Raw genomic sequence first — 22,359 nt, 5'->3', positions numbered from 1 at the left:
TTGCGGTTTCTCATGCTATAGTCGTTTAACTCGGTTCGCCGGCCCTTGCCTGCCGACCGGCCCTACCCCAGACCAGCGGAGCCCATCGATGCGAGGACACGGATACCTGGCGTTCCTCGTCGGCATTTGCACTACCGTGTGGATTTGCCTGGTCGTCATGGACGTGCAGGATCGCCAGGCCATCGGCAACTTCCAGCGCGACAGCGACCGCATCGTGCGCGACACCAACGTGCGCCTGCAAACCTATTTCGATATCCTGCTTGGCATCAAAGGCATGTACGCGGTCAGCGCCGACGTCGACCGGGGCCAGTTGGCCGCCTTCATCGGCGAGCTGAAACTGGCGCAGCGCTACCCCGGCTTCCAGGCGATCCAGTTCGTGCGGCGGGTGCCGGCGGCCCAGCTCGACGCCTTCGCCGCCGCCGTGCGCGCCGACGACAGCGTAGACGCCGGCGGCTATCCGCGCTTCCAGGTGCATCCGGCGCTGGCGCGCGACGAGCATTTCGTGGTTGAGTACACCGAACCCTTGAAGGGCAACGAAACCGCGTTCGGGCTCGACCTGGCGGCGCTGCCGCCGCATTTGCGGGCGCTGGAAATGGGCCGCGACAGCGGCCAGATCGTCGCCACCGAGCGCATCACGCTGGTGCAGGACGCCACCGGCGCGCCGGGCTTCGTGGCGCGCGTGCCGATCTACCGCCGCGGCGCCGCGCTCGACACGCTGGCGCAGCGGCGCGCCGCGCTGGTGGGCTTCGTCGCCATCGTTTTCCGCGTCAACAACCTGATGCGCGAGGTGCTCGACGCCAGGCTGCTGCCGCACCTGGCGCTGCGCATCCACGACGCCGGCTACCGCGGCGACGCCGCGGCGCCGGCCACGCTGATGTACGACAGCCTGACCCAGTCCGGCGGGGTGGCGCGCGGCGCGGCGCTGGCGCGACTGGGCGCGCACGCCGACCTCGACGTCGGCCAGCGCCGCTGGAAGCTGACCTTCACCGGCTACGACGGCGCGCGCTACGGCCGCAGCGACGGCGTCATCGCGCTGATCGGCGGCGTCGGCGCCGTCATCAGCGCGCTGATCGCCGCGCTGATGGTGACGCTGCAACGGCGCCGCGCGCTGGCCGACACCTTGCGCACCACGCTGCACGAGCAGCGCGCCTTCCAGGACAGCGCCATCGTCGGCATCGGCCTGTTCTCGGACGGCTTCATCCTGCGCTGCAACCGCGGGCTGGAGGAGATGATGGGCTACCGGCCGGGCGAGTTGAACGGCTTGTCCACCAGCGTGATGCTGTCGCGCGGCACGCTGGCGCAGGCCGACCCCTTCCATTGCGAGGGCGGCCAGCGCCTGCGCGGCGAACTGGAACTGCTGTGCAAGGACGGCGCCGCGATCTGGTGCGTCGTCAACGGCAAGGCGCTCGACCCGGCCGACGCCGCCAAGGGCTGCGTTTGGGTGATCCACGACGTCAGCGACCGCAAGCGGGCCGAGGCGGCGCTGCTCGACGCCCGCCACGGCCTGGAGCACAGCCTGGCCGAGCTGGAGCAGCAAACCGCCAACGTCGAGGGCGCGCGGCACGACTTGGCGGCGGTGCTGGCGACGCTGAAGCAGGCCCAGACCAATTTGATCACGTCGGAGAAAATGGCCTCGCTCGGCTCGCTGGTGGCGGGCATCGCGCACGAACTCAACACGCCGATCGGCAACAGCCTGCTGACCGCCACCGCGCTGCAGGACATCGTGCGCGAGTTCGAGCGCAAATTCGCCGACGGCGGCGTCAAGCGCTCGGTGCTGGAGGCGCACCTGGCCGACACCAAGCAGGCGTGCGCGATCATGGCCAGTTCGCTGGCGCGCGCGGCGGACCTGATCACCTCGTTCAAGCAGGTCGCGGTCGACCAGACCAGCGACCAGCGCCGCGTCTTCGACCTCGACGGCCTGCTGCGCGACACGCTGGCGACCTACGCGGCGCAACTGCGGCGCATCCATTGCGAGGTCCGGCTCGACGTGCAGCCGGGGCTGCGCTTCGAAAGCTATCCGGGCAGCGTCGGCCAGGTGTTGAGCAATTTGATCAACAACACCCTGCTGCACGCGTTCGAGGGCCGCGCCGGCGGCGTCATCACCATCCGCGCCCACGAAAACGTCGCCGGCCAGGTGAAGCTGGAGTTCGCCGACGACGGCGTCGGCATGTCGGAGCGCACGCTGCACCAGGTGTTCGACCCCTTCTTCACCACCAAGATGGGGCAGGGCGGCTCGGGGCTGGGCATGAACATCGTCTACAACATCGTCACCGGCATGCTGAAGGGGACCATCGAGGTGCGCTCGGAGCCGGGCCACGGCACCAGCGTGACGCTGACGATACCGACCCGGGCGCCGGACCATAGCCAGGAAAGCGCCGGCCAGCTGCTGGCGCCGGCGCACGCGTAGGCGGCTTCGGCGTTGAATGCGTTAAAACCTAGGTCCGAGCCGAATGCCGCTAGGAGTCTGCGCGGCAGACAATTCTTGCGCTGACCATGTGACGCGCTTCTTGCCTGCGTCGATGGCGATTCACTTTCGCACTCGAAAGTGGAATGAAATAGGAGCCTGAGAGCGGGGATTGGACGGACTTTCGCCCTTTCAGGTCTTACGCGGACAGCATTTTCGCCATGCGCCGCAGGTTCAGCGCGGTGCAGACGAGTTTCCACTCGGCCTGAGCCTTCGCCAGTCCTCGCATGCTAAATTGCCGGAACCCGAGTACGCTTTTCACCCAAGCGTTGGGCGGTTCCGAGATCCACTTGCGTNNTCGGTAAGCCGCCTGGATCGTCGCGGATCTGAACTTGTCTGCCATGGCGGCACACAAAGGCCGCTTTTTCGGATCGATTACCGCTTCCTGCTTGCCGATGCGTCCGAGTGCCACAATCAGTTCGGACGGGTGAGCGCGTAGTTGCTCGAACATGGCTTCCGAGCGATAGCCTGCATCGGCGAGCACCAGCTCGGCATCGTCACCGACGTTGCGCTTTACCGCTGCGAGCACCGACGCCAGTTGCCCACTGTCAGCCGCACTATTGACGAGTTCGGCCGCCACGATGATGTGGGCGCTCTCGTCGACTGCAGCTTGGGCGTTGTACGCATAGTCGAAGCCGCCGCCGGCGCNCTTCATGATACGGCTTTCCGGNTCGGTAAAATTCTCTTGGGCGTCGGGCTTGGGTTCGCCGAACTTGTATTTAAAACGCGACTTCTTCTTTGGCTTGCCAGAGTCCTCGGGCGGCACATCTTCGTCATCGCTACGGCCGCGCGCGATATCGGCCTGGCGTTGGCGATCTTCAAGACGCGCACGGGCAGCGCGGATGACGGCAAGGCGGTCCTCGCGCCTTGCGATCTCCGCCGGGATATCGAGTTCCGGCTCGTTTTTTTCGGCGGCATCCGCCGCTCTGGCCCTGGCCAGCAACGCGTCGATTTGATCCTTGAGCTCACGCTCGGCCTTTTGCATCCGGTCGTAGCTCATCGCTTTGTGGCGCGATGCGTTGGCCTTGATCTTGGTGCCATCGACACCGATCGTGCCAAGCTTGACCAAGCCGCACTCTTTCGCCATCTTCACTACCTGTACGAACAGGTCCGACAGTTCCTTCAAGTGGATCGCGCGGAAATCGCAAATTGTTCGGTGCGCCGGATAGTTGTCAGCGGCGAGCATACGCAACGCCACGTCCTCGTACAGCTTTCGGGCCAGCTTGCGTGATGAAAACACACCGGTTGCATACCCGTACACAAGTATTTTGACCATCATCGCCGGATTAAATGGCTGGTTGCGGGACCCGCCCCCTGCATACCGCGCGTGAAAGGCGGACAGGTCGAGCGAGTCGACAGTGTCGCTAACGAAGTAGGCCAGGTGCCCCTCAGGGAGCCAATCTTGCAAAGCATGGGGAAGCAGCATCTGTTGATGCTGATTGTAGGGCAGGTAGCTCGTCGTCATTCGACAAGTTTACCTCGTCCCCATTCCGATTGCATCAGTTTCTGCCGCGCAGACTCCTAGGTGAAGCTTGCGCAGGTCGGACGCGGGGGCCGCCGAGGCGAACGCGCAAGCCGACGCCGAGCCGCTGCCGACGCCAGTCGGGTTACGCCCTGGCGGGCTAACCCGACCTTCTACGAAAATCCTGAACTTGGCGGCAACCAGGTCGGACCCCGGTTCTTTGCCTTGGGTGGGTTTCAGCGCCGCCGGCCCGCGGACTTGACGGCGCGCGCGTCCTAGATGAAACCGCGCACCGGAAACGCGGCGTCGCGCTGGATCCAGTTGTGCGGCGAATAAGCGGTGCCGGCGTCGGTGGCGTGCAGCGTGTAGGCGTGGCGCGACACCGCCGAGCGGTTCGGCGCGCTGTAATGCGGCAGCAGGCCGTGGAAGCACACCAGGCTGCCGGCTTTCACTTCCAGCGCCACGGCGGTGCTGTCGTCTGGCCACGGCGTGGTGTCGAGCCTGTCGATCCGCACCTGCCCGCCGTGGCGCACGAAGCGCTCGCGCAGCGGGCCACGGTGGCCGCCCGGCTCGGCCCACAGGCAGCCGTTGTCGCGGGTGGCGTCTTCCAGCGCGAACCAGAAGGTGGTCACGCTGATCGGCGTGGTCTCGAAGTAGGTCGCGTCCTGGTGCCAGCGCACCTCGCCGCCGATGCCGGGCTGCTTGAAGATGTACATCGACTGCCACACCTGCGCCTGGGCCAGGCCGAGCTCGCGTGCCACGGCGGCCAGCCGCGGATCGCTGGAAAAGGCCCGGAACACCGGGTCGAGGTCGTGCATCGCGTGGCCGATCTTGTTGATCGACAGCGCCTTGTCCCGCTTCAGCAGGCCGTCCGGGCCGAACGCCTCTTCCTCGAAAAAGCAGCGGATGGTGTTGTCGGAGGCGAGGAAGTAGTCGTCGGTTTTTTTCTCCTGCTCGCGGGTGGTGAAAATCGCCCGGCTCGCACTCGGATCGAATTGGCTGACAATCCGCTCGGCGCGGGCGCGCAGCGCGGCGATCTCGGCGCCGCCCTTGAAGTCCGGCACGACCAGGAAGCCGTCGCGTTGGTATTCGGCCTGTTGGGCGCTGGTCAGCATGGGGCGGTGCTCCTGGGTGTGGGCGAAGCCCCATTGTAAGGCGCGCGCGCGGCGCCGACAATCGGCAAACGGTCGACACATTGTCGCCACAACGTTCGTCGACGCCGCGCGGCGCGATCCGCTACGCCACGGTTTCGCCGTGGACGATACGCGTCGGCGGCAATCCCGATAGGGAGCGGGCCGGCCCGCCGCCGCCGGCGCCCTCGGTTGATGGCGCCGTCGCTCAGACGATCCAGGCGCCGTCGCGGTAGACCAGCTCGTCGTCGAGGTAGACGCCCTCGGTGACGGCGAAGACGTCGACGTGGAAGCGCGTGTCCTTGCGCTTGAATTGCGGCTTGGCGTAGACGCCGTGCTTGGCGCCCAGCGACAGGTGGATGCCGCACATGCGCTCGTAGGTGCCGATGTCGTTGACCATCTGCTGGCGCGAGAACGCGCGGTTCATGCCGAAGCCCAGTTCGCGCACCCACACCTCGCCCTCGTGCGCGCGGATCTGCGCCAGCACGGTGTCGAACTCCGGCGTGGCGCCGATGACGGCGACGACGCGGCCCTTGTCGATCATCAGCGTGATCGGATGCTCGGGCCGGTTGACCATGAAGGCGGTGTCGCCGAAGACGAAGATGCGCACGCAGCCGTTGACCGCCTCCAGGTCGCGCGCCTCGGTGAACACCTCGCCGATGGGAAACTGGCCGCCGACGTTTTTCATGTCGCTGTAGTCGCCGATGTTCAGCTTGGCCGGCTCGAACGGCGAGGCGAACACCAGTTTCTCGCCGTCGCCGCTGTCGACCATGCCGTGGCTGGCGCGGTCGATGCGCTGCTTCAGTTTGTGGCCGACGCCGCGGTAGTAGGCCGGGTCGTAGGCCAGCGAGGCGATGTAGTGCAGCCCCTGCACGCCGGGCATGCGCGCCAGGTGCACGTGCTCGATCACCTTCAGGCCGCGCTTGAACAGTTCGATGCGGATGCGGAAGGCCTCCAGGCGGAAGCTGCTGGACTGGATCAGCACCACCAGGCTGCCGGGCGCCAGTTGCGCGAACGCCGCCAGCACGTCGCCCGGCGCGACCGCGCCGAAGTCGATGAAGGGCGCCTCGGGCAGTGCGCGGCGGTAGGCCTCGGTGAGCACGATGTTGAGCCAGGAGTCGGTGTCGCAGACCACCAGCGCGGCGTCGGCGGGGCGGTGTTCGATGGCCATCGCCAGCAGGTCGGCGACGTTGGTGGCGGCCATCTCGACGGCGGCGTCGGTAATGGCGTCGAGGCGGCTGGTATCGCTGGCGGAGAGGGATGGCGTCATTGTTGTTTCTATACAGTACTTGAATGGGGGCATGCGCATTATAAAGCCCCGTTGCCGCGGCCAACTGTTATCCTGTATTGCCATTTGACAAGTTCGTCCCGGCGCCTGGCTTGTACTGGGCGGGGGGCCGATGTATGATCTAAAAAAAATAGGCTTAAAAGAAAGGTCCGCTGCCCGATTGCAACCCGCGATCCGGCGCGCACCGGGGACAGCCAGCCACGTCCGCTTCTCCCGCCAGCGCGCGCCGCCCGGGGTCGCGGCGCGGCGGCGCCAACACCATGAGTGGGATACTTCGATGAGCGTAATTGGACAGGATGTACCGATGGAACGGCCCGACACCGACGGCAGGGCGGCCTTGTTCGTGCCCGGCGGCAGCCTCAAGGAAGATATCCTGCTGACCATCCGCAAGGGCGCCGCAATTGCCGGCTTCGCCAACCACGACGGCACTCTCACCTTGTACTACGAGAGCAACCGCTTCGACGATCCGATGCTGGCGAAGTGGGAGCACAAGGCGCGCAAGGCCTACGACCGCCTGATCGACAACGCCCCGACGGTCTCCAAGATGACCGCCGCGCCGCAAGGCTTCGAGCAGATCGGCTACATCAACGGCAAGGGCATTACGATACGCCGGATGGAAAGCCTGAAGCGCTGGCTGAGCTACTCGGACGCGCTGGCCACCTGCCCGGAGACCGAAATAGTGCCGCGCAGCGTAGTCGCCAAGGTCGACAACGGCACCAAGGCATAGCGCGCGCGTAAACCAGCGGCGCAACCCCGGGGCCAGACCCGCGGGTAAGAGCGGCGTTGCCCGGTCTGTTGCGCGATCCCGACGCTAGCGAACCATCTACATTTTTTATCAATGTTGCCGCTCGGCATGTGCTATCGTTGACGGCACGGCCCGCCGCGTGCGGCGCGCAGCGCAACACGGTCAGCAGGCCGGACCCACCGCTATTTTCTTAATGCACGAAGGAGACACGCAATGAAAAACGTATTCCAGATTCTGTTGGCCGCCTTGCTCACCCTCAGCCTGAGCGGCGTCGCCATGGCCGAGGACAAACGCGGCACCGCCGACGAGGCCGTCGCGATGGTGAAGAAGGCCGGCGCCTATTTAAAAGAGCACGGCAAGGACAAGGCCGCCGCCGCCTTCAACGATCCGAAGGGCGACTTTATCAAGGGCGACCTGTACGTATTCATGTTCGGCACCGCCGGCGAGGCCACCGGCGTGGCGCTGGCGCACGGCCAGAACGCCAAGATGGTGAATAAGAACCTGTTGGAATTGAACGCCGGCGGCGTCTACCCGATCAAGGAATTCCTCAAGCTGGCCAACAGCCCGGCCGGAAAAGGCTGGGTCACCTATAAATGGCCGAATTCGATCAGCAAAAATCTGGAAGAAAAAAACACCTATGTCGAGAAATTCGGCGACGTATTGATCGGCGTTGGCATCTATAAATAAGCGGCGCGCCGCCGGCGCTTTCTTTCTCCTTGTTACCATTGAATACGCCCGGCCAAAACCGGGCGTATTTTTTTATGGCGCGTCAATCATCCGCGGCGCGGGAGCGGCGTGAATTCGCGCTACCTTACGCAACTTGCGTTATGATTGGATCAAGTAAGTGAGGCTCGCTGCGGCGGGTATTTTAATGCCTTAATGGTTGGACATCCGCATTACGGCGGGCATTTCGAGTGAATTGAGCGGCAACATGGCATATCGATGGGAAACGACCGACAGCGTGTGGTTGGAGGATGAACACAGCGGCCAGTTCAGCCTGGCCAGCAGCGCCGGGCTGGGCCGGATCGACTGGCACACGCTGGCGCGCAACCGCATCCCGGACGTGGCGCAATTGCTGGGCGCGTCGCTGCCGAAGGGCTGCCAGCACGGCCCGATTTATCCCGAGGGCTTCGCGTATTGCCCAAGCTGCGGCGCGGCGCTGGACAATGATTCGGCGAAGGCCGCTGCGCCGCTGCCGCCCTGGTGGGACGCCAGCAGCGCCGCCACGCCCGACCGCCTGCACAGCCTGCCCAAGCACGTGCCGCACGGCTTGCCGATCACCGCGCTGCCGCTGGCCCGGGCGCTGGAAAGCCGTCCGCCCGAGCCGCGCGTCGGCCAGGTCGAGCGCAAGATACCGAAGCCGCCGAACCTGCCCTGCGTCTTCGCCGCCGCCCATTACGGCTTCGCCCGCCAGCGCCTGCTGGCGCTGGCCTACTCGCGCGACGTGCTGCAATACTGGGACCCGCGCGCCGCCACCTGGCAGGTGCTGAGCGGCGAGCCCGGCGCCGCCGACCTGCAGTTCACCGCCTCGGACTACGCCTGGCTGCCGGCCAGCGGCGGGCGCCGCGGCGACGTCGCGCTGGTGCCGTCGAAGCAGGGCTTGTTCCGCCTGCTGATCAATCCGGTGAGCGAGAGCTACCATACCGAAGCCGTGTTCGAGGCGCCGCTGGCGAGCGCGCCGGGGGCCGTGCTGCGCCACATCGCCTGCCTGTATGTCGACGGCGCCGGCGTCGGCTTGTGGAGCGCCCTGGCCGACGGCGCCGAGCCGCTCGCCTGGCCGTGTCCGGCCGGGGTGCCGGCGCAGGGCTGGTCGCGCCCGCTCAGCTACGACGACAAACTGATGTGGTTGCACGAACAAGGCCAACTGAGTTGGCAGGCCGGCGCCGCGCCGCAGTGGCTGGCGTGGCCGCGGGACTGGACTCCGCGCCTGAATTTCGGCGGCGCCACCCAAAGCCACGACGGCCGCCTGTGGCTGATCGGCAAGGATACACACGGCTATTCCTTCGTCGAACTGGGCCGGGAGAATGGCCAGATGGAGCGGCTCGAAGGCGCCCGCCTGGGTTTCGGCAAGTTGCTGTTCCACCGCGGCCACCAGGTCAAGCGCAACCCGTGGGACAGCGCCGACGTGGACGACGCGCGCCACGACAACACGCTGGTGCTGCCGCTGCTGGAAAACTTCATTCCCGGGCGCGAAGCGGCCAGCGGCCTGGTGCTACGGCTGGAACCGTTCGCCGGCGTGGTCGAGACGGCGTTCGACGCCGCCGCGACGGTCCCCAAGACCTATGTCGAATGGATCGGTTCGCGCAATGTCATCCTCGACATGCTGCCCAACGTCGCCAGCCCGGCCGACTGCGTCGCCTTCGTCTACGACGACCACCTGTGGTTGCACCATCCGAAGTGGCCGGAAATGCGCGGCTGGCACTTGAAAGCGGTGTCGTGACGCCAGCGCTGCGCCGCGCGGCGCTGCTTGCCTGCGCGGCGGCGGCGCTGGCGCCGGCGACCGCCGCCGCCGTGTCGCACGTCTTCCTGGTGCAAAATTCCGGCTGGATGGAGCCGTTTTACAGCGACCCGGCCTCGCCGTACAAGGCGCTGGTGACGGAGGTCGTGATGGCCGCCGCCCAGCCCGGCGACGTCATGGTGCTGGCGGCCTTCAACCAGAGCCTGCCGGGGGCGCCGTCGCCGAAAGCCCTGCTGGCGGAAAAAGTGGCGGCGCCGTCGCAACGCCAACACGTAACACAGGCGCTGGCGCCGTTGACGACGGCGAAAAAGCCGGGCGGCGCGGCGCTGGCCGACACCGACTTGGGCGAGGCCGTCGGCGCCGCCATCGGCACCGCGCTGAACCGCAAGCCGGGCCTGGTCTGGCTGTTCACCAACAATAAAAACAGCCCGAACAACGACCAGGCGACGGCCCGGCGCAACCGCGAATTCTATCAACTGATCCACCACGGCGCCGACATCAAGAAGGCGCTGGCGTTCCCGCTGCACATGCCGGTGCAGGGCGCGCGCTACCACGCCAACGGCCTGATGGTGTACGTCTTCGCGATCCACCAGCAGGGCGCGCGCGAGCTGGACCAGTTGCTGCGCAGCGGCCGCCTGCAAAAAGTCATCACCGAACCGCCGGCGCGCCTGAAGCCGCTCGACCAGGACACCGTGCGCCTGGCCCCGGTGCGCGTCGAGGACGCCCCCGGCGTGGCCTTTTCGATGGCCGCCGACGGCATGCTGCGCGCCGACGTGCAGTCCGACGCGGCGGCGCCGACGGCGCGCATCCACTGGCACCTCGACAACGCCATCTACCCCTACACCATCAGCAGCGCGGCGCTGTCGGCGCGCTCGGTGCTGGCCGGCGAGGAGCGTCCCATCGCGCTGGGCGCGGCCCGCGTCAGCGCGCTGGCGCCGGGGAAAAGCCAGCCGCTGTCGTCGCTGATGCAACTGCCGGTGGCGCGCCTGCCCGGCAAATGGTCGGCCGCGGCGATTTCGGCGGCGGGTTCCGCCGTGGTCCTGCCGGGCAGTATCGAGGTGCGGCTCAGCGAGCAAAAGCTGGAGCTGTCGCAAGCGTTCAAACAGCGCATGGCGGCGCTGTTCCCGGGCGATCCGCTGCCCGACATTTTCGCGCCGCCGAGCCAGGTGGAGGGCTCGCGCGCGCTGCTGCCGATCGAGGTGCGGGTGCATTACGGCATGGCGCCGCTGCTGGCGCTGATCGGCGCCGTGTTCGCGCTGCTGGGCCTGCTGGCCGCGGCCGCGCTGGCAATGTCGCGCGGGCGCACGGTCCAGCTCACCGTCGAGGGCGAACTGCGCACCGTCAGCACCAAGGCCGGCATGCGCCACCCGATCTACGACCAGGCCGGCAACAAGGTCGCCGAACTGAAAACCACGCTATTTGGCCATACACTGACGGACCTGCGCGAAGGCGCGCAGGTCCGTCTGGGCCGCTGACTTATCCAGGAAACCCCATGTCAAACACCACCTCTCCACACACCCTGCAACTGGCCCAGGCCAACACCAACCCCGTGGCCCAAGCCAACACCAACCCCGTGGCCCAAGCCAACACCAACCCCGTGGCCCAAGCCAACACCAACCCCCTGGCCCAAGCCAACACCGACCCCGGCTTCAAGGTACCGGGCGCCGGCGCAGGCGCAGCCCCGGCCAGCGCCCCGGCCGACGCCGGCGGCGCCGGCGCGTCCGCGATCGAAGTGGCGCCGCTGGCCGGCGCGCCCGCCACCGACACCAGCTCGCGCGAGCTGGCCATCGGCGGCGGCGTGTTCCTGGTCCTGCTGCTTATCTTCTTCTTCGTCCGCAACGCCTTCGCCAACAACCTGGTGCGCCGCCGCGTGGCGCCGTCGTCGGCCGAGTCGGCCGGCTGGCTGCTCTTCGTCGGCCTGTCCTTCCTCGGCGCGGCGGTGGTCCTGGCGATCATCAACGCCAGCAAATTCCTCACCTTCGCCATCACCGGCACGCTGATGCTGGTCGGCCTGGCCGCCCTGGTCGGCGCCATGCTGGCCGGACGCCGCTAAGCGTCCCCCGACTCCCTTTCGAAAGACACCCATGGCAGAATTTCCCAGCAACGGCGGCGACAAGAAGGCCGAATTGAAAGTCGATTTGCGGCCCACGCTGTTCATCGGCACCGGCGGCACCGGCATGGAGGTGATGATGCGCATCCGCCGGCGCATCCTGTCGGCGGTGTGGAACCCGCACAACCCGACCCGGGTCGAATCGATCGGCCAGTTTCCGGTGGCGCGCTTCCTGCACTTCGACCTCGACAGCGGCGCCGTCATCGACGCCGGCAAATCGCAGCGCACCGACCCCTGGTATTCACTGGTCAAGCTGAGCGACGAGGAGCGCCTGGTCGAGCCGATCGACCTGCCGCAGTACCACGAGTCCGACGACAGCCTGGCGCGCTTCCCGCTGATTGAAAGCTGGATGCCGCTGCGGCCGAAAAAACTGCGCTCGCTGGGCATCGACCCGTCCAAGGGCGCCGGGCAGATCCGCGCCGTCGCGCGCCTGTACCTGTTCGACAAATATCCGAAGCTGCGCAGCCGCATCAAGGGTGCCCTGAATTCGCTCGGCAGCAACGCCGGCGCCGAGCGCAAGGAAGACTACCAGCGCCTCGGCCTGCGGGTCGACACCTCGAAGTTCCGCATCGTCGTCATCGGCTCCTGCGCCGGCGGCACCGGCGCCGGCAGCGCCATGGACCTGGGCTGGATCGCCAAGGCGGTGGCGCGCGAGGAGGTCGCCAGCAACCAGGTCGACCTGGTGATGTTCATGCCGTCGGGCTACGCCCACGCCAACAAGGAGCGCACCGAGGCCAACGCCTACGCCACGCTGATGGAGCTGGAAACGGCGATGCGCGACATGAACGCGCAGGTGCGCTGGGCCGACCCGGACAGCCTGGTCGGCAAGGGCGCGCCCTTCGACGACGTCTACTTCGTCGACACCGCCAACCTGTCCAACAACGCCACCCAGGACATCAAGGACGTCTACCAGATGGTGGCCGACTCGCTGTTCGAGGACTTCGCCTCGGCCGACTTCGCCAACAGCAAACGCTCGATCGCGGTGAACCAGCAGCAGCACAAGCTGGGGCCGTTCAACCCGCGCGTGCCGGAGCAGCGCTTCGGCGACATGCGCCTGTCGTACTCGAAGGTGTATTCGGCCTTCGGCCAGGCTGTGCTCGACACCCAGCAGGGCCTGCGCGAGGACATCCGCGCCTACGAATTGTCGGCGCTGATGGTGAAGGCCTTCTTCGGCCTGCTCGGCAGCGACGGCCGGCCGGCCCGGCGCGCCGGCGACACCGAGCGCGACGTCTTCATGCGCGAGCACCTGGCGATGAAGGAGCATCCGTTCGACGAATTCCCCGACTTCAAAAAGGGCACGGTCGACCTGACGCCGTTCCAGGAATACGCGCTGACCGACCTGCTGTTGATGGACAAGGACGAGCGCTCGCTGCTGGAGCGGGTCGAGAGCAAGGTGCAGCTGGAAATCGACCGCATCATGGGCGCCTACGAATTGAACGTGTGGCGCGAGAAGGTCGCCGAACTGCTGCCGCAGCTCGAACGCGACGCCATCCGCGAGGCCGGCGCCACCGCCGAGACCAGCGAGGACCGCGTCAAGCGCCACACCGCCGAACTGCTGGTGCGCCTGAAGGGGCGCGCGCGCGACCAGTTGTATGCGCTGCTGGACGACCGCAAGCAGGGCGGGCTGGAATTCGTGCTGTCGCTGCTGGAGCAGGTCAAGGCGCGCATCGCCCAGCGCGACCTGGTCGCGGTCGAGCGCAACGCCAAGCGCTACCGCGACATCCGCGACGCGCTGCGCACCCGCCAGGTGGAAGAATCGCTGAGCAACCTGGGCCAGGCCGCCGGCAAAATGTTCGGCCGCGACGCCCAGGCGCGCGAGGTGATGAGCCACCTCAAGCGCGACATCGCCGACTACCTGCGCTTCCACATGCTGGCGGTGGCGGCCGGGCAGGCCAGCGAACTGCTCAACGGCCTTTCCGTCTGGCTGGGCGAGAGCAAATCCGTCGACGAGAACGGCCAGCCGGTGTGGAGCGGCGTGGCCGGCGAATTCCAGGAGGGCCGCCGCTGCGTAGAGGCGATGCTGGCGGCGGTCGACCAGCGCATCGAGCAGTTGCGCGCCGACGCCCGCCACGAACACGCGACCTATATGAAGCTGGCCAGCGACGCGCTGCCGGAGCCGGTCGCGCTGGACGGCGACACCAGCCAGTGGAGCGAAGAGGTGCTGCTGGAATTCGGCGGCTCGTCGCGGCTGTTCCCGCAACTGGGCGACGAGGCGATGCGCGCCGGCCTGCTGCTGAAACTGTTCCGCCGCGCCCAGACCCAGTTGAGCCGCCAGAGCGCCGGCGACGCGCCGCCGGTCGACCCGCTGCTGGAACGCCTGCAGGCGATGTCGCCGCAGGAGCGCAAGGTCATTTTCGGCGAATGGATCAAGAGCGCGATGCCGTGGGTGAACGCGCGCTTCAGCGCCGAGTTTACGCCGCGCGAAGACCAGTTCAAATGCTTCATCGGCGTCGGCGACAGCGAAGCCTGGGCCAAGATGGCGCAGGAGATCAAAGCGGCGGTGCCGGCCGGGCACTTCCACGGCGACCTGCTGCGGCTGGTCAATTCCGGCATCGCCGGGCGCGCCGTCTGCTACATCGAGCTGTCCGGCTACCCGATGACGGTGCTGCGCGGCCTGCCGACCTGGCGCACCTCGTACCAGATCGAAAATCCGAAGATTCCGACCCATCTGCATTTCGACTCGACCCGCTTCCGCCACCCGATCGTGCCGTCGATGGACGAGTTGAACCGGCTGGCCGACGACTACGAATACTTCCTGCAGGCGATCGCGCTGGGCGTCATCAAGCGCAAGCCCGACCTGGCCGACCGCGAGGCGCTGTTCCAGCCGCGCGGGCAATACCTGTTCGAGGTCGAAGCCGGCTCCGGCGAGTGGCTACAGATCGGCAACGAATTCGCCATCCGCTCGAACGGCTTGCCGTCCTATTACCGCAGCCTGATGATGGTGGCGGTGCAACAGCGCCTGGCCCGCGTCGGCCCGCACCAGATGCTGCTGCTGGCGGCGCTGATGCGGCACTACCAGTTGCGCGTCTACCAGCCCAAGCTGGAGGTCGACGAAACCGGCGCCGAGCTGCCGTCGCCGTCGCTGCCGCACATTACCGCCAAGCGCCTGTACGAGGCGTGGCTGAAGCGGGCCTTGGCGATGAACCCGGCCGCCTCGCCGGCCACGCTGGAGCGGGCGCTGGAACTGCTGCCGCTGTGGAGCGAACAAGTGAGCGACTCGGCCAGCGACGCCTACCGCTGGGAGGTGCAGCAGGCGCTCGACAAGCGCGTGATCCAGCCCGACTACCTGGTCAACGAGGCATTGGCGGCGAGCCTGTTCGGCGCGGCGGGCATGCCGCGCCCGGCCGCGAGCGCGTCCGGCGCCAGCTACAAGGTATTCCTGAACAAGGTGCAGCACGGCCCGTACACGCTCGACGAAATGGCGTTGCGCATCGGCCGCGGCGAAATCGAGGCGGGCACCAAGATCTGGAACATGCAATGGATACCTCGCGTCGACCAGTGGAAGCTGGCCGCCGAGATACCGGAGCTGGCCGCGCTGTTGGACAGCGCGATCCCCGATCCCGACGACGACATTCCCGATCCGGAATAAGACTAGACAAGGTTGATTTGTGGTTGATGAAGTGATGTATAAATGTGTCAACAGCGCCTGTGGCCGCGGCATGCCGCGGCCGGTGGCGTTCTGCCCCTATTGCGGCGTGCGCCAGGCCGCCGCGCCGTCGCGGCCGGCGCCGGCCGCCGCCGTCCCGGTGGCGGCGCCGCCAGTGCCGCCAGTGCTAGTGCCGGTGCCGCCTCCGGCTGCGGTCGCGCAGGCGGTGCCGGAGCCGGCCGCGCCGCCGCTCAAGCCCAAGGTCGATCTCGGACCGAAGCCGCTGCATATCCCGCCGCTGGAACCCGACAACGCCACCAGCCGCAAGCCGTCACCGCCGCCGCGCCAGCCGATCCGCATGCGCACCTGGCTGATGGCGCTGGCCGCGCTGACCGCGATTTGGCTGTTCGCCAAACCCGGCGACACCGGCAAGAAAAACGCCGACCGGGTTGACGTCGCGGTGGCGCTGGCGGCCGAGTGCAAAATGGTCGAGGCGCGCGCCGAACTGGCCGCGCTGAAAAGCGCCAAGGCCGCGCCGGCCCAGCTGAAGCGGCTGCAAAGCGCCATCAGCGAAACCACGCCCGGCTGCGAGAAAAAGCGCCTGCGCGCGGCCGCCTGGAACGACACCCGCGGCGCGGTCGAGACGGCGCTCGACGGCGGTTCGCCCGATAAGGCGGCCAGCCGCCTCGCCGCGTTCACCCGGCGCTGGGACGCCGACGCCGACACGCGCGAATTGAGCGACAAGATCGAAGTCAAGAAGGCCGAACGCCTGCTCGACGAGGCCGACGCCTGCCTGGCCAAGTCCGAACGGGGCTGCCTGGAAAACCGCTTGCTGGCGGCCGAGCGCCTGAAGCGGCCGGAACTGTCGCAACGCACACAGGCGCTGCGCGAATCGCTGTCGCGGCTGCTGGAATCGTCGCTGCTGGGTACGCCGTCGGCGGCGCCGGCCGCCGCGCCGCCGCCGGCGGCGCTGAACAACGAGCCGCCGCGCGCGGCCGCGCCGGCGCCGTCGCGCGTCATCAGCACCGCGCCGGCGCCGTCCAGCCAGACCGGGCAACAGGTGCGCAAAATCCTGTCGGACGCCGAGCGTGAGCTGGCGCAAGGGAACTACCGCGGCGCCATCGACAAACTCGACATCTGCGCCACAATGATCGATGTCGGCAACCGCGACTGCCTGGTGCTCAAGCAACGCGCCGAGCGCCTGAACCGCGACATGCTGCGCTGCGTGGCCGGCGGCGCGGACTGGGTCAACGACCGCTGCAATTAAGCCGGCGACAAACGCAACGAAGGAATGGGAGAAAGCCATGAAAAAGACAGTAGTGTTAGCGCTGGCGGGGGTGGTGTTCATCAGCGGCTGCGCGGCGCCGAACGGCGGCGGCGGCATGGGCGGCGGCCATAGCGCCGGCCAGAACACCGCCGCCGGTGCCGCCGTCGGTGCCGTGGCAGGTTGCGCGCTGGCGGCGGCGCTGGGCAAGCGCTGCGCCGAGGGCGCCGCCATCGGCGCGCTGGTGGGCGCGGCGATCGGCTGGTCCAGCAGCTCCGAAAAAGTGGCGTCGGCGCAAACCGTCAATGCCCAGGCCAGACGCGAAGGCGTGGCCGTGCCGGACGACGAAATCCGCCTGCGCGACTATCAACTGAATCCGTCGTCGCGGGTGGCGCAGGCCGGCGGCGCGCCGCTACAGGTGGTCGGCGACATCAAGCTGATCGGCCAGTCGCGGCGCGTGCCGGAAGTGGTGCAAAGCATGACGCTGGTGAAGGCGAACGGCGAAAACGCCTCCGACAAACCGCAGATCGCCCGCGTGGAAAAGGTCGACGGCGCCGGCCAGTACAAGGCCATCGGCATCTACAAAATCCCGCGCGGCATGGAACAGGGCCAATATACGGTGCGCAGCGTGCTGTTCCTCGACGGGCGCGAAGTGGCGCGCCGCGACACCGGCTTCCGCGTCGCCCGCCTCGACGGCGCGGCCGTGCTGGTTGCCTCGCGCTAGTCTATTGCGCGTTCACGCGTTTCGCTTCGGCCAACGTTGTCGGGTTACGCCGTGCCGGCTAACCCGACCTACAACACCGCGCTGACGTCGACGGCGACGCCCGACAGCACGGCGTTGCCCGACAGCGGGTCGCGCAGGTTTTCGTCGAGCAGCGCGTTCAGGTTGACGCCGGGGCGCTCGCCGGCCACGCCCAGGCGCGTGCCCTCCAAGTCGTGGCCCCAGCCGTGCGGCAGGCTGAGCACGCCCGGCATCATGTCGGCGCTGATTTCCACCTGCACCTCGATGCGCTTGTCGCCGTTGCGGATCTGCGCCCGGCCGCCTTCGCGCAGGCCCAGCCGCGCGGCGTCGTCCGGATGGAGCAGCGCCGTGCAGCGGAAGGCGCCCTTGGCCAGCGCCGGCAGGTTGTGCATCCAGCTGTTGTTCGAGCGCAGCTGGCGGCGGCCGATGATGACCATGTCCGGCGCCGCCGTGTCGAGGTCGGCGGCGGCCCGCGCCAGGTCGTCGAGCAGGAGTTGCGGCGCCAGTTCGATCTTGCCCGACGGCGTGCGCAGCAGCTCGGGAATGCGCGGCGCCATCGGGCCGAGGTCGATGCCGGACGGCGCCGCCTGGATGCGCGCCAGCGTCAGCCCGCCCGGCACGCGGCCGAACTGGTCGCCGTACGGTCCGCTGCGCAAGCCCAGGTCGAGCAGGCGCTCGGCGCCGCGGCGCGGCGCCAGCGCCGCCATGACGGCGCCAGCGGCCGGGCCGGCCGTGCGTTGCAATTCGTCCGCCAGCGCGGCGTCGTCGAGCGCTTCGATGTCGGCCTCGGCGCCCAGGCCCTTGGCGATGGCGGCCAGGCGCAGCAGGCTTTGCCATTCCTCCGGCTGGCCGGCGGCGCGCGCCAGCACCGGCGCGCTGTAGCGCGCGTGGTTGCGGTGCGAAAACTGGGTGAAGCTGACGTCGTAGTGCGCCTCCTCCAGCGGCGACAGGCCGGGCAGGATGACGTCGGCGTGGCGCGTGGTTTCGTTCAGGTAGATGTCGAGGCTGACCATGAAGTCCAGCCCTTCCAGCGCGCGCGCCAGCCGCGGGCCGTTCGGCGCCGACAGCACCGGGTTGCCGGCAATGCTGATCAGCGCCTTGATCTGTCCCGGCCCGGGCGTCTCGATTTCCTCGGCCAGGCAGGTCAGCGGCAGTTCGCCGGCCACCTCGGGCGCGCCGGAGACGCGGCTGCGGTGGCGCCCGCTGGCGACGCCGCGCCCGCCGCCGCCCTGGCCGCGGGTGTTGGCGGCGAACGCCGCCGCCTTCGGGAACATCATGCCGCCCTCGGCGTCGAGGTGGCCGGTGAGCACGTTGAGCACGTCGATCAGCCACGAGCACAGGGTGCCGTACCGCTGGGTACAGGTGCCGATGCGCCCGTACACGGCGGCCCGTTCGGTGCCGGCCAGTTCGCGCGCCAGCGCGCGCACGTTGGCGGCGGCGACGCCGCAGCGCGCCGCCATGCGCTCGGGCGCGTAGGCGGCGACGGCGGCGCCCAGTTCGGCCACGCCGGCCACGTGCGCCTCCAGCCGGCCCAGCCGCAGCAAGCCTTCGTCGAACAGCGTGTGCACCAGCCCGAGCAGGAAGAACACGTCGGCGCCGGGGCGGATGAAGTGGTGGGCGTCGGCCGCCTCGGCCGTTTCCGTGCGGCGCGGGTCGACGACGACGATGCGCCCGCCGCGCGCGCGCAGCGCCTTGGCCTTGCCGCGGAAGTCCGGCACGGTCCACAGGCTGCCGTTCGAGACCATCGGGTTGGCGCCCAGCACCAGCAGGAACTGGCAACGTTCGATGTCGGGCACCGGCACCGACAGCCAACTGCCGAACATCAGCCCGACCGACAGCATTTTCGGCACCTGGTCGACGCTGGAGGCGGAAAACATGTTGCGGGTGCCGAGCGCGCGCGCCAGGCGCGGGAAGTACAGCGTCAGGCCCATCTTGTGCGACACCGGGTTGCCCAGCACGGTGGCGACGGCGTCCGGCCCGCCGGCGGCGATGACGGCGGGCAGGCGCCGGGCGATTTCGGCGTAGGCGTCGGCCCAGCTGGCCTCGACGAAGCGGCCGTCGCGCTTGATCAGCGGCGTGCGCAGGCGGTCCGGGTCCTCGTGCAAGTCCTTCAGGCCGACCGCCTTCGGACACAGGAAGCCGGCGCTGAAGACGTCGGCGCGGTCGCCGCGGATGCGTCCCACGCCGGCGCCCTGGCGTTCGACTTGCAGCCCGCAACTGGCTTCGCAAAAGGGGCAGATACGGTGGGCGACGGCGTGTTCGGACATGGTGAAGCCTTTCGGAAAGGACATCGTGGAGGGCGGCGCGGCAGTCGCTTAAAAAAGCGAACGTGCGTGCTATTGTCGGGATTCGCCGGCGTCGTGTCAACCGCCGCGTGCACCGGTCGAAGCACGTTTTATTATGTTCGCCAACGAACATATAAAGCGCCGCCGCGGGTGTATGCTCGGCACCAGTTGGTATTGATTTCAGAATAAAAGGGGATGACATGACTATCGCAAAAAAACTGATGGCGGCGTGCGCGGCCGGGCTGATGCTGGTGGCGCTGGCGGGCTGCCAAAAGAAGGATGAGCTGAGCGGCGCCGGTCCGGCCGAGCAGGCCGGGCGCAAGGTCGACCAGGTCACCGAAAAGACCGGGCGCGAGCTGACCCAGGCGGCCGAGAAGGCCAACCAGGACATCCTCAAGGCGGCCGACGACGCCAAGGCGAAGATCAACCAGGTGACCGAGGACGCCAGCGCGGAGGCCAGCAAGGCGGTCGAGCGGGCCGGCGCCAAGGTCAGCCAGGCCGGCGAGAAGATGCAGGATTCGGCGCGCAAGGCGCGTCCGGCCGACGAGCCGGCGAAGTAGGCGCGGCGAGGGGCGGGCCGGCCGCGCCGTTAGCGGCTGGCCGGTTTCGGCGCCGCCTTCAGCGGCACCACGTTGCTGGCGCCGCGCGCCGGCTGGCTGTGCGGCGCGCCCGGCGGCGTGTCCGGCTCGGCGCCGAGGACGATGCTCAAGTCGACGAAACCGGCGCGCCAGGCCAGCTCCAGGTCTTGCTCGATCGACTCCATCGAGGTGGCGCCGAAGTTGTTGAAGCTGCGCACGCCGTAGGCGCGGTTGCGCCCGTGCGCCTTGGCCAGGTACAGCGCCATGTCGACCAGGTTGACCGCGCGCTCCCACGGCAACGGCGCGTCCAGCGGCACCAGCGGGAACGGCGCGAAGCCGATCGAGACGTTGACGGCGATTTCCTTGCCCTGGTAGCTGACGCGCTGGGTCGAGACGCCGCGCAGCACGCGCCGCGCCACCTCGTCGACGCCGTTGCGCGGCACCGCCGGCAGGAAGGCGAGGAATTCCTCGCCGCCCCAGCGCACGATCATGTCGGTCTCGCGCAGCAGCTCGCGCAGGTTTTCGGCGATCATTTTCAGCACCGCGTCGCCGGCGGCGTGGCCGTAGCCGTCGTTGACGTGCTTGAAGTGGTCGATGTCGAGCAGGAACAGGGCGCCGACGATGTCGCCGTCGCCGGCGGCGCCCTGCTGCTCGACCTGGTTGTGCAGGCGCATGAACTCCTGGAAGTGGCGGCGGTTGTACAGCCCCGTCAGCGGGTCGCGCGAGCTTTGCTGCTTGAGTTCGAGGTTTTTCACGTGCAGCTGGACGTTGGCGTGGCGCACTTTGCGGTACAGCAGGCCGACCACCGCCGACGCCAGCGCGAACACCACCGCCAGCAACCACCAGACCCGCTGTTGCAGCTTGCGGTTGTCCAGCTCGGCGCTCTTGACCTGGTTTTCCCGGCTCAACAGTTCAATTTGGCGCTGCTTTTTTTCGGTTTCGTATTTTTCCTGCAGCTCGTAGACCGCCTTCTGGCGCTCGCTCTCGAACAGCAGGTTGGAAATGCCGCGCTCGCGGTGGTAGGCGGCCACCGCGCCGGTCATGTCGCCGGCCCGCTCCAGCGCCGAGCCGTACTCCTTCAGCACCGACTGGATTTCCGGTTTGTTGTCGGCCTTCTCATAATAGGCCAGACCCCGCTCGAAGCTCTTCTTGCCCTCGGCCAGGCGGCCCTTGCCGAGCAGGGCCTGGCCGATGTTGACGTGGGCGGTAGCCTCGCTCGCCTCGTCGTTGACCAGGCGCGCGGCGGCGATGGCCTGCTCGCCGTACTGCTGCGCCTTGGCATAGTCGAAGCGCTTCAGGTAACTGTCCGACAGGTTCACCAGGGTGCTGGCGATCATGCTGCTGGCGCCGAGCTGGCGTTCCAGCTCCAGTCCCGTCAGCAGTGCCTGCAGCGCCCGCTCCGGCTGGTTCGACTCGATCGCCAGGCAGTACTCGGTGTTCTTGGCGATCACCAGCCGGGCAGTCAAGCCTAGCCGTTCGATCAACTGCAGCGACTCCTGCAGCGCCACGAAGCCTTTTTCGTATTCCTTCATCTGGCTGTACAGCATGGCCAGCGCGTCTAGCGCGCTGAGCAGCGGTCCCGGCTCGCCGTGCTGGCGGGCCAGGTCCAGCGCCATCTGCAGCTTCGCCAGCGCGGCCGGATAGTTGCCCTCTTCGGCCCAGGAATCGCCGGCGGTGATGCTGGCCAGCACGCGCAGGCGCAGGTCGCCGGTGGTGTGGGCCAGCCGTTCGGCGGCGAAGGCCAACTGGTGCGAACTGGTCGGCTCGGCCATGGCGAACTTGACATAGGCCTTGGTCAGCATGCCCTTGGCCAGCCCGGCGTCGCTGCCGCCGGCCTTGGCGGCGGCGATCAGTTCGTCGGCCAGTTGCAGCGCGATCGGCATCTGGCCCAGGCGCATGCGCGCCACGCTCAGCTGGGCGAGGAATTCGAACTTCGTCGGCGGCGCCGCCGCGCGCGCCTCCGCCTCGATCTGCTGCAGCTGCAGCAAGGCCCGGTCGGGCACCAGGCGGCTCTGTTCGCGGATGGTGGCGATGCGCCCGTCCAGCGCCGTCTGGGCGCACGCCAGCGCCGGCGCCAGGCACGCTAGCGCCAGCCAAGCTCGCAGCTGTCTCAACATCGTTGAATGGAAATCGCCTGCCAACGCCGTGCCTCCGGTGGGGATGTTGCCGCAGCGCCCGCCGGGGCGGGCCGCTGCCAACAATCTAAGTCATCAATTATATTCTTGTTGCAGGTGAGAAAGCCCAACG

The 22,359-nt window shown here is 67.9% G+C and carries 15 protein-coding genes; 10 read left to right on the top strand and 5 right to left on the bottom strand.

Annotation, left to right across the window (positions count from 1 at the left end; all coding sequences use genetic code 11):
- Window positions 1-88 precede the first annotated feature (88 nt).
- Window positions 89-2,407: a CHASE domain-containing protein gene (locus JANGC3_RS30840; protein ID WP_085945295.1), complete on the top strand. Its 2,319-nt coding sequence runs from the start codon at window positions 89-91 to the stop codon at window positions 2,405-2,407.
- Window positions 2,408-2,603: 196 nt separating this feature from the next.
- Here the strand turns inward: JANGC3_RS30840 and JANGC3_RS0113840 are convergent, their stop codons facing one another.
- From JANGC3_RS0113840 to JANGC3_RS0113830, 3 genes are all read right to left on the bottom strand, one after another.
- The gene (locus JANGC3_RS0113840) at window positions 2,604-3,929 is read right to left on the bottom strand and encodes an IS1182 family transposase (RefSeq protein WP_017877086.1); all 1,326 of its coding nucleotides are present in this window, start codon (window positions 3,927-3,929) and stop codon (window positions 2,604-2,606) included.
- A 272-nt stretch (window positions 3,930-4,201) separates the two neighbouring features.
- On the bottom strand, window positions 4,202-5,041 hold the full coding sequence (locus JANGC3_RS0113835) for a phytanoyl-CoA dioxygenase family protein (protein WP_017877085.1): 840 nt from the start codon (window positions 5,039-5,041) through the stop codon (window positions 4,202-4,204).
- Window positions 5,042-5,264: 223 nt separating this feature from the next.
- Window positions 5,265-6,326, bottom strand: a complete 1,062-nt coding sequence (locus JANGC3_RS0113830; RefSeq protein WP_017877084.1) for a hypothetical protein — start codon at window positions 6,324-6,326, stop codon at window positions 5,265-5,267.
- A 295-nt stretch (window positions 6,327-6,621) separates the two neighbouring features.
- On the opposite strand from JANGC3_RS0113830, the gene JANGC3_RS0113825 reads away from it, so the two are divergent.
- The 8 genes from JANGC3_RS0113825 (at window position 6,622) to JANGC3_RS29310 (ending at window position 17,231) form a co-directional block, all read left to right on the top strand.
- Entirely contained in the window at window positions 6,622-7,071 is a 450-nt protein-coding gene (locus tag JANGC3_RS0113825; RefSeq protein ID WP_051068302.1) for a hypothetical protein, read from the top strand.
- 231 nt (window positions 7,072-7,302) lie between these two features.
- Window positions 7,303-7,776, top strand: a complete 474-nt coding sequence (locus JANGC3_RS0113820; RefSeq protein ID WP_017877082.1) for a cache domain-containing protein — start codon at window positions 7,303-7,305, stop codon at window positions 7,774-7,776.
- A 244-nt stretch (window positions 7,777-8,020) separates the two neighbouring features.
- Window positions 8,021-9,529, top strand: a complete 1,509-nt coding sequence (locus tag JANGC3_RS0113815) for a hypothetical protein (protein ID WP_035788668.1) — start codon at window positions 8,021-8,023, stop codon at window positions 9,527-9,529.
- Window positions 9,526-11,022, top strand: a complete 1,497-nt coding sequence (locus JANGC3_RS0113810) for a hypothetical protein (RefSeq protein WP_017877080.1) — start codon at window positions 9,526-9,528, stop codon at window positions 11,020-11,022. Before JANGC3_RS0113815 ends, JANGC3_RS0113810 begins: the two co-directional genes overlap by 4 nt.
- A 17-nt stretch (window positions 11,023-11,039) precedes the next feature.
- Window positions 11,040-11,600 carry a hypothetical protein gene (locus JANGC3_RS33280; protein WP_017877079.1) on the top strand — a complete coding sequence of 187 codons (561 nt, stop codon included), beginning with the start codon at window positions 11,040-11,042 and terminating at the stop codon, window positions 11,598-11,600.
- A gap of 31 nt (window positions 11,601-11,631) precedes the next feature.
- Window positions 11,632-15,246 (top strand): tubulin-like doman-containing protein, encoded by a 3,615-nt coding sequence (locus JANGC3_RS0113800; RefSeq protein ID WP_017877078.1) that lies wholly within the window; start codon window positions 11,632-11,634, stop codon window positions 15,244-15,246.
- A gap of 34 nt (window positions 15,247-15,280) precedes the next feature.
- A complete protein-coding gene (locus JANGC3_RS0113795) occupies window positions 15,281-16,510 on the top strand; it encodes a hypothetical protein (RefSeq protein WP_026132963.1) in 1,230 nt (409 codons plus the stop codon).
- A 37-nt stretch (window positions 16,511-16,547) separates the two neighbouring features.
- Entirely contained in the window at window positions 16,548-17,231 is a 684-nt protein-coding gene (locus JANGC3_RS29310) for a hypothetical protein (protein WP_157406627.1), read from the top strand.
- 68 nt (window positions 17,232-17,299) lie between these two features.
- Here the strand turns inward: JANGC3_RS29310 and JANGC3_RS0113785 are convergent, their stop codons facing one another.
- Window positions 17,300-19,516, bottom strand: a complete 2,217-nt coding sequence (locus tag JANGC3_RS0113785) for a molybdopterin-dependent oxidoreductase (protein WP_026132962.1) — start codon at window positions 19,514-19,516, stop codon at window positions 17,300-17,302.
- 218 nt (window positions 19,517-19,734) lie between these two features.
- Here JANGC3_RS0113785 and JANGC3_RS0113780 point away from each other — a divergent pair, with 218 nt between their 5' ends.
- The gene (locus tag JANGC3_RS0113780) at window positions 19,735-20,094 is read left to right on the top strand and encodes a hypothetical protein (protein WP_017877075.1); all 360 of its coding nucleotides are present in this window, start codon (window positions 19,735-19,737) and stop codon (window positions 20,092-20,094) included.
- A 29-nt stretch (window positions 20,095-20,123) separates the two neighbouring features.
- Here JANGC3_RS0113780 and JANGC3_RS29305 read toward each other — a convergent pair whose 3' ends face one another.
- Window positions 20,124-22,229, bottom strand: coding sequence for a tetratricopeptide repeat-containing diguanylate cyclase (locus JANGC3_RS29305; RefSeq protein WP_017877074.1), 2,106 nt, complete (start codon window positions 22,227-22,229; stop codon window positions 20,124-20,126).
- Window positions 22,230-22,359: the final 130 nt, after the last annotated feature.

Origin of the sequence: Janthinobacterium sp. CG3 (genome assembly GCF_000344615.1) — a bacterium.
Classification (GTDB): Bacteria; Pseudomonadota; Gammaproteobacteria; order Burkholderiales; family Burkholderiaceae_D; genus Janthinobacterium.
This window is presented reverse-complemented; position numbering and strand designations above follow the sequence as displayed.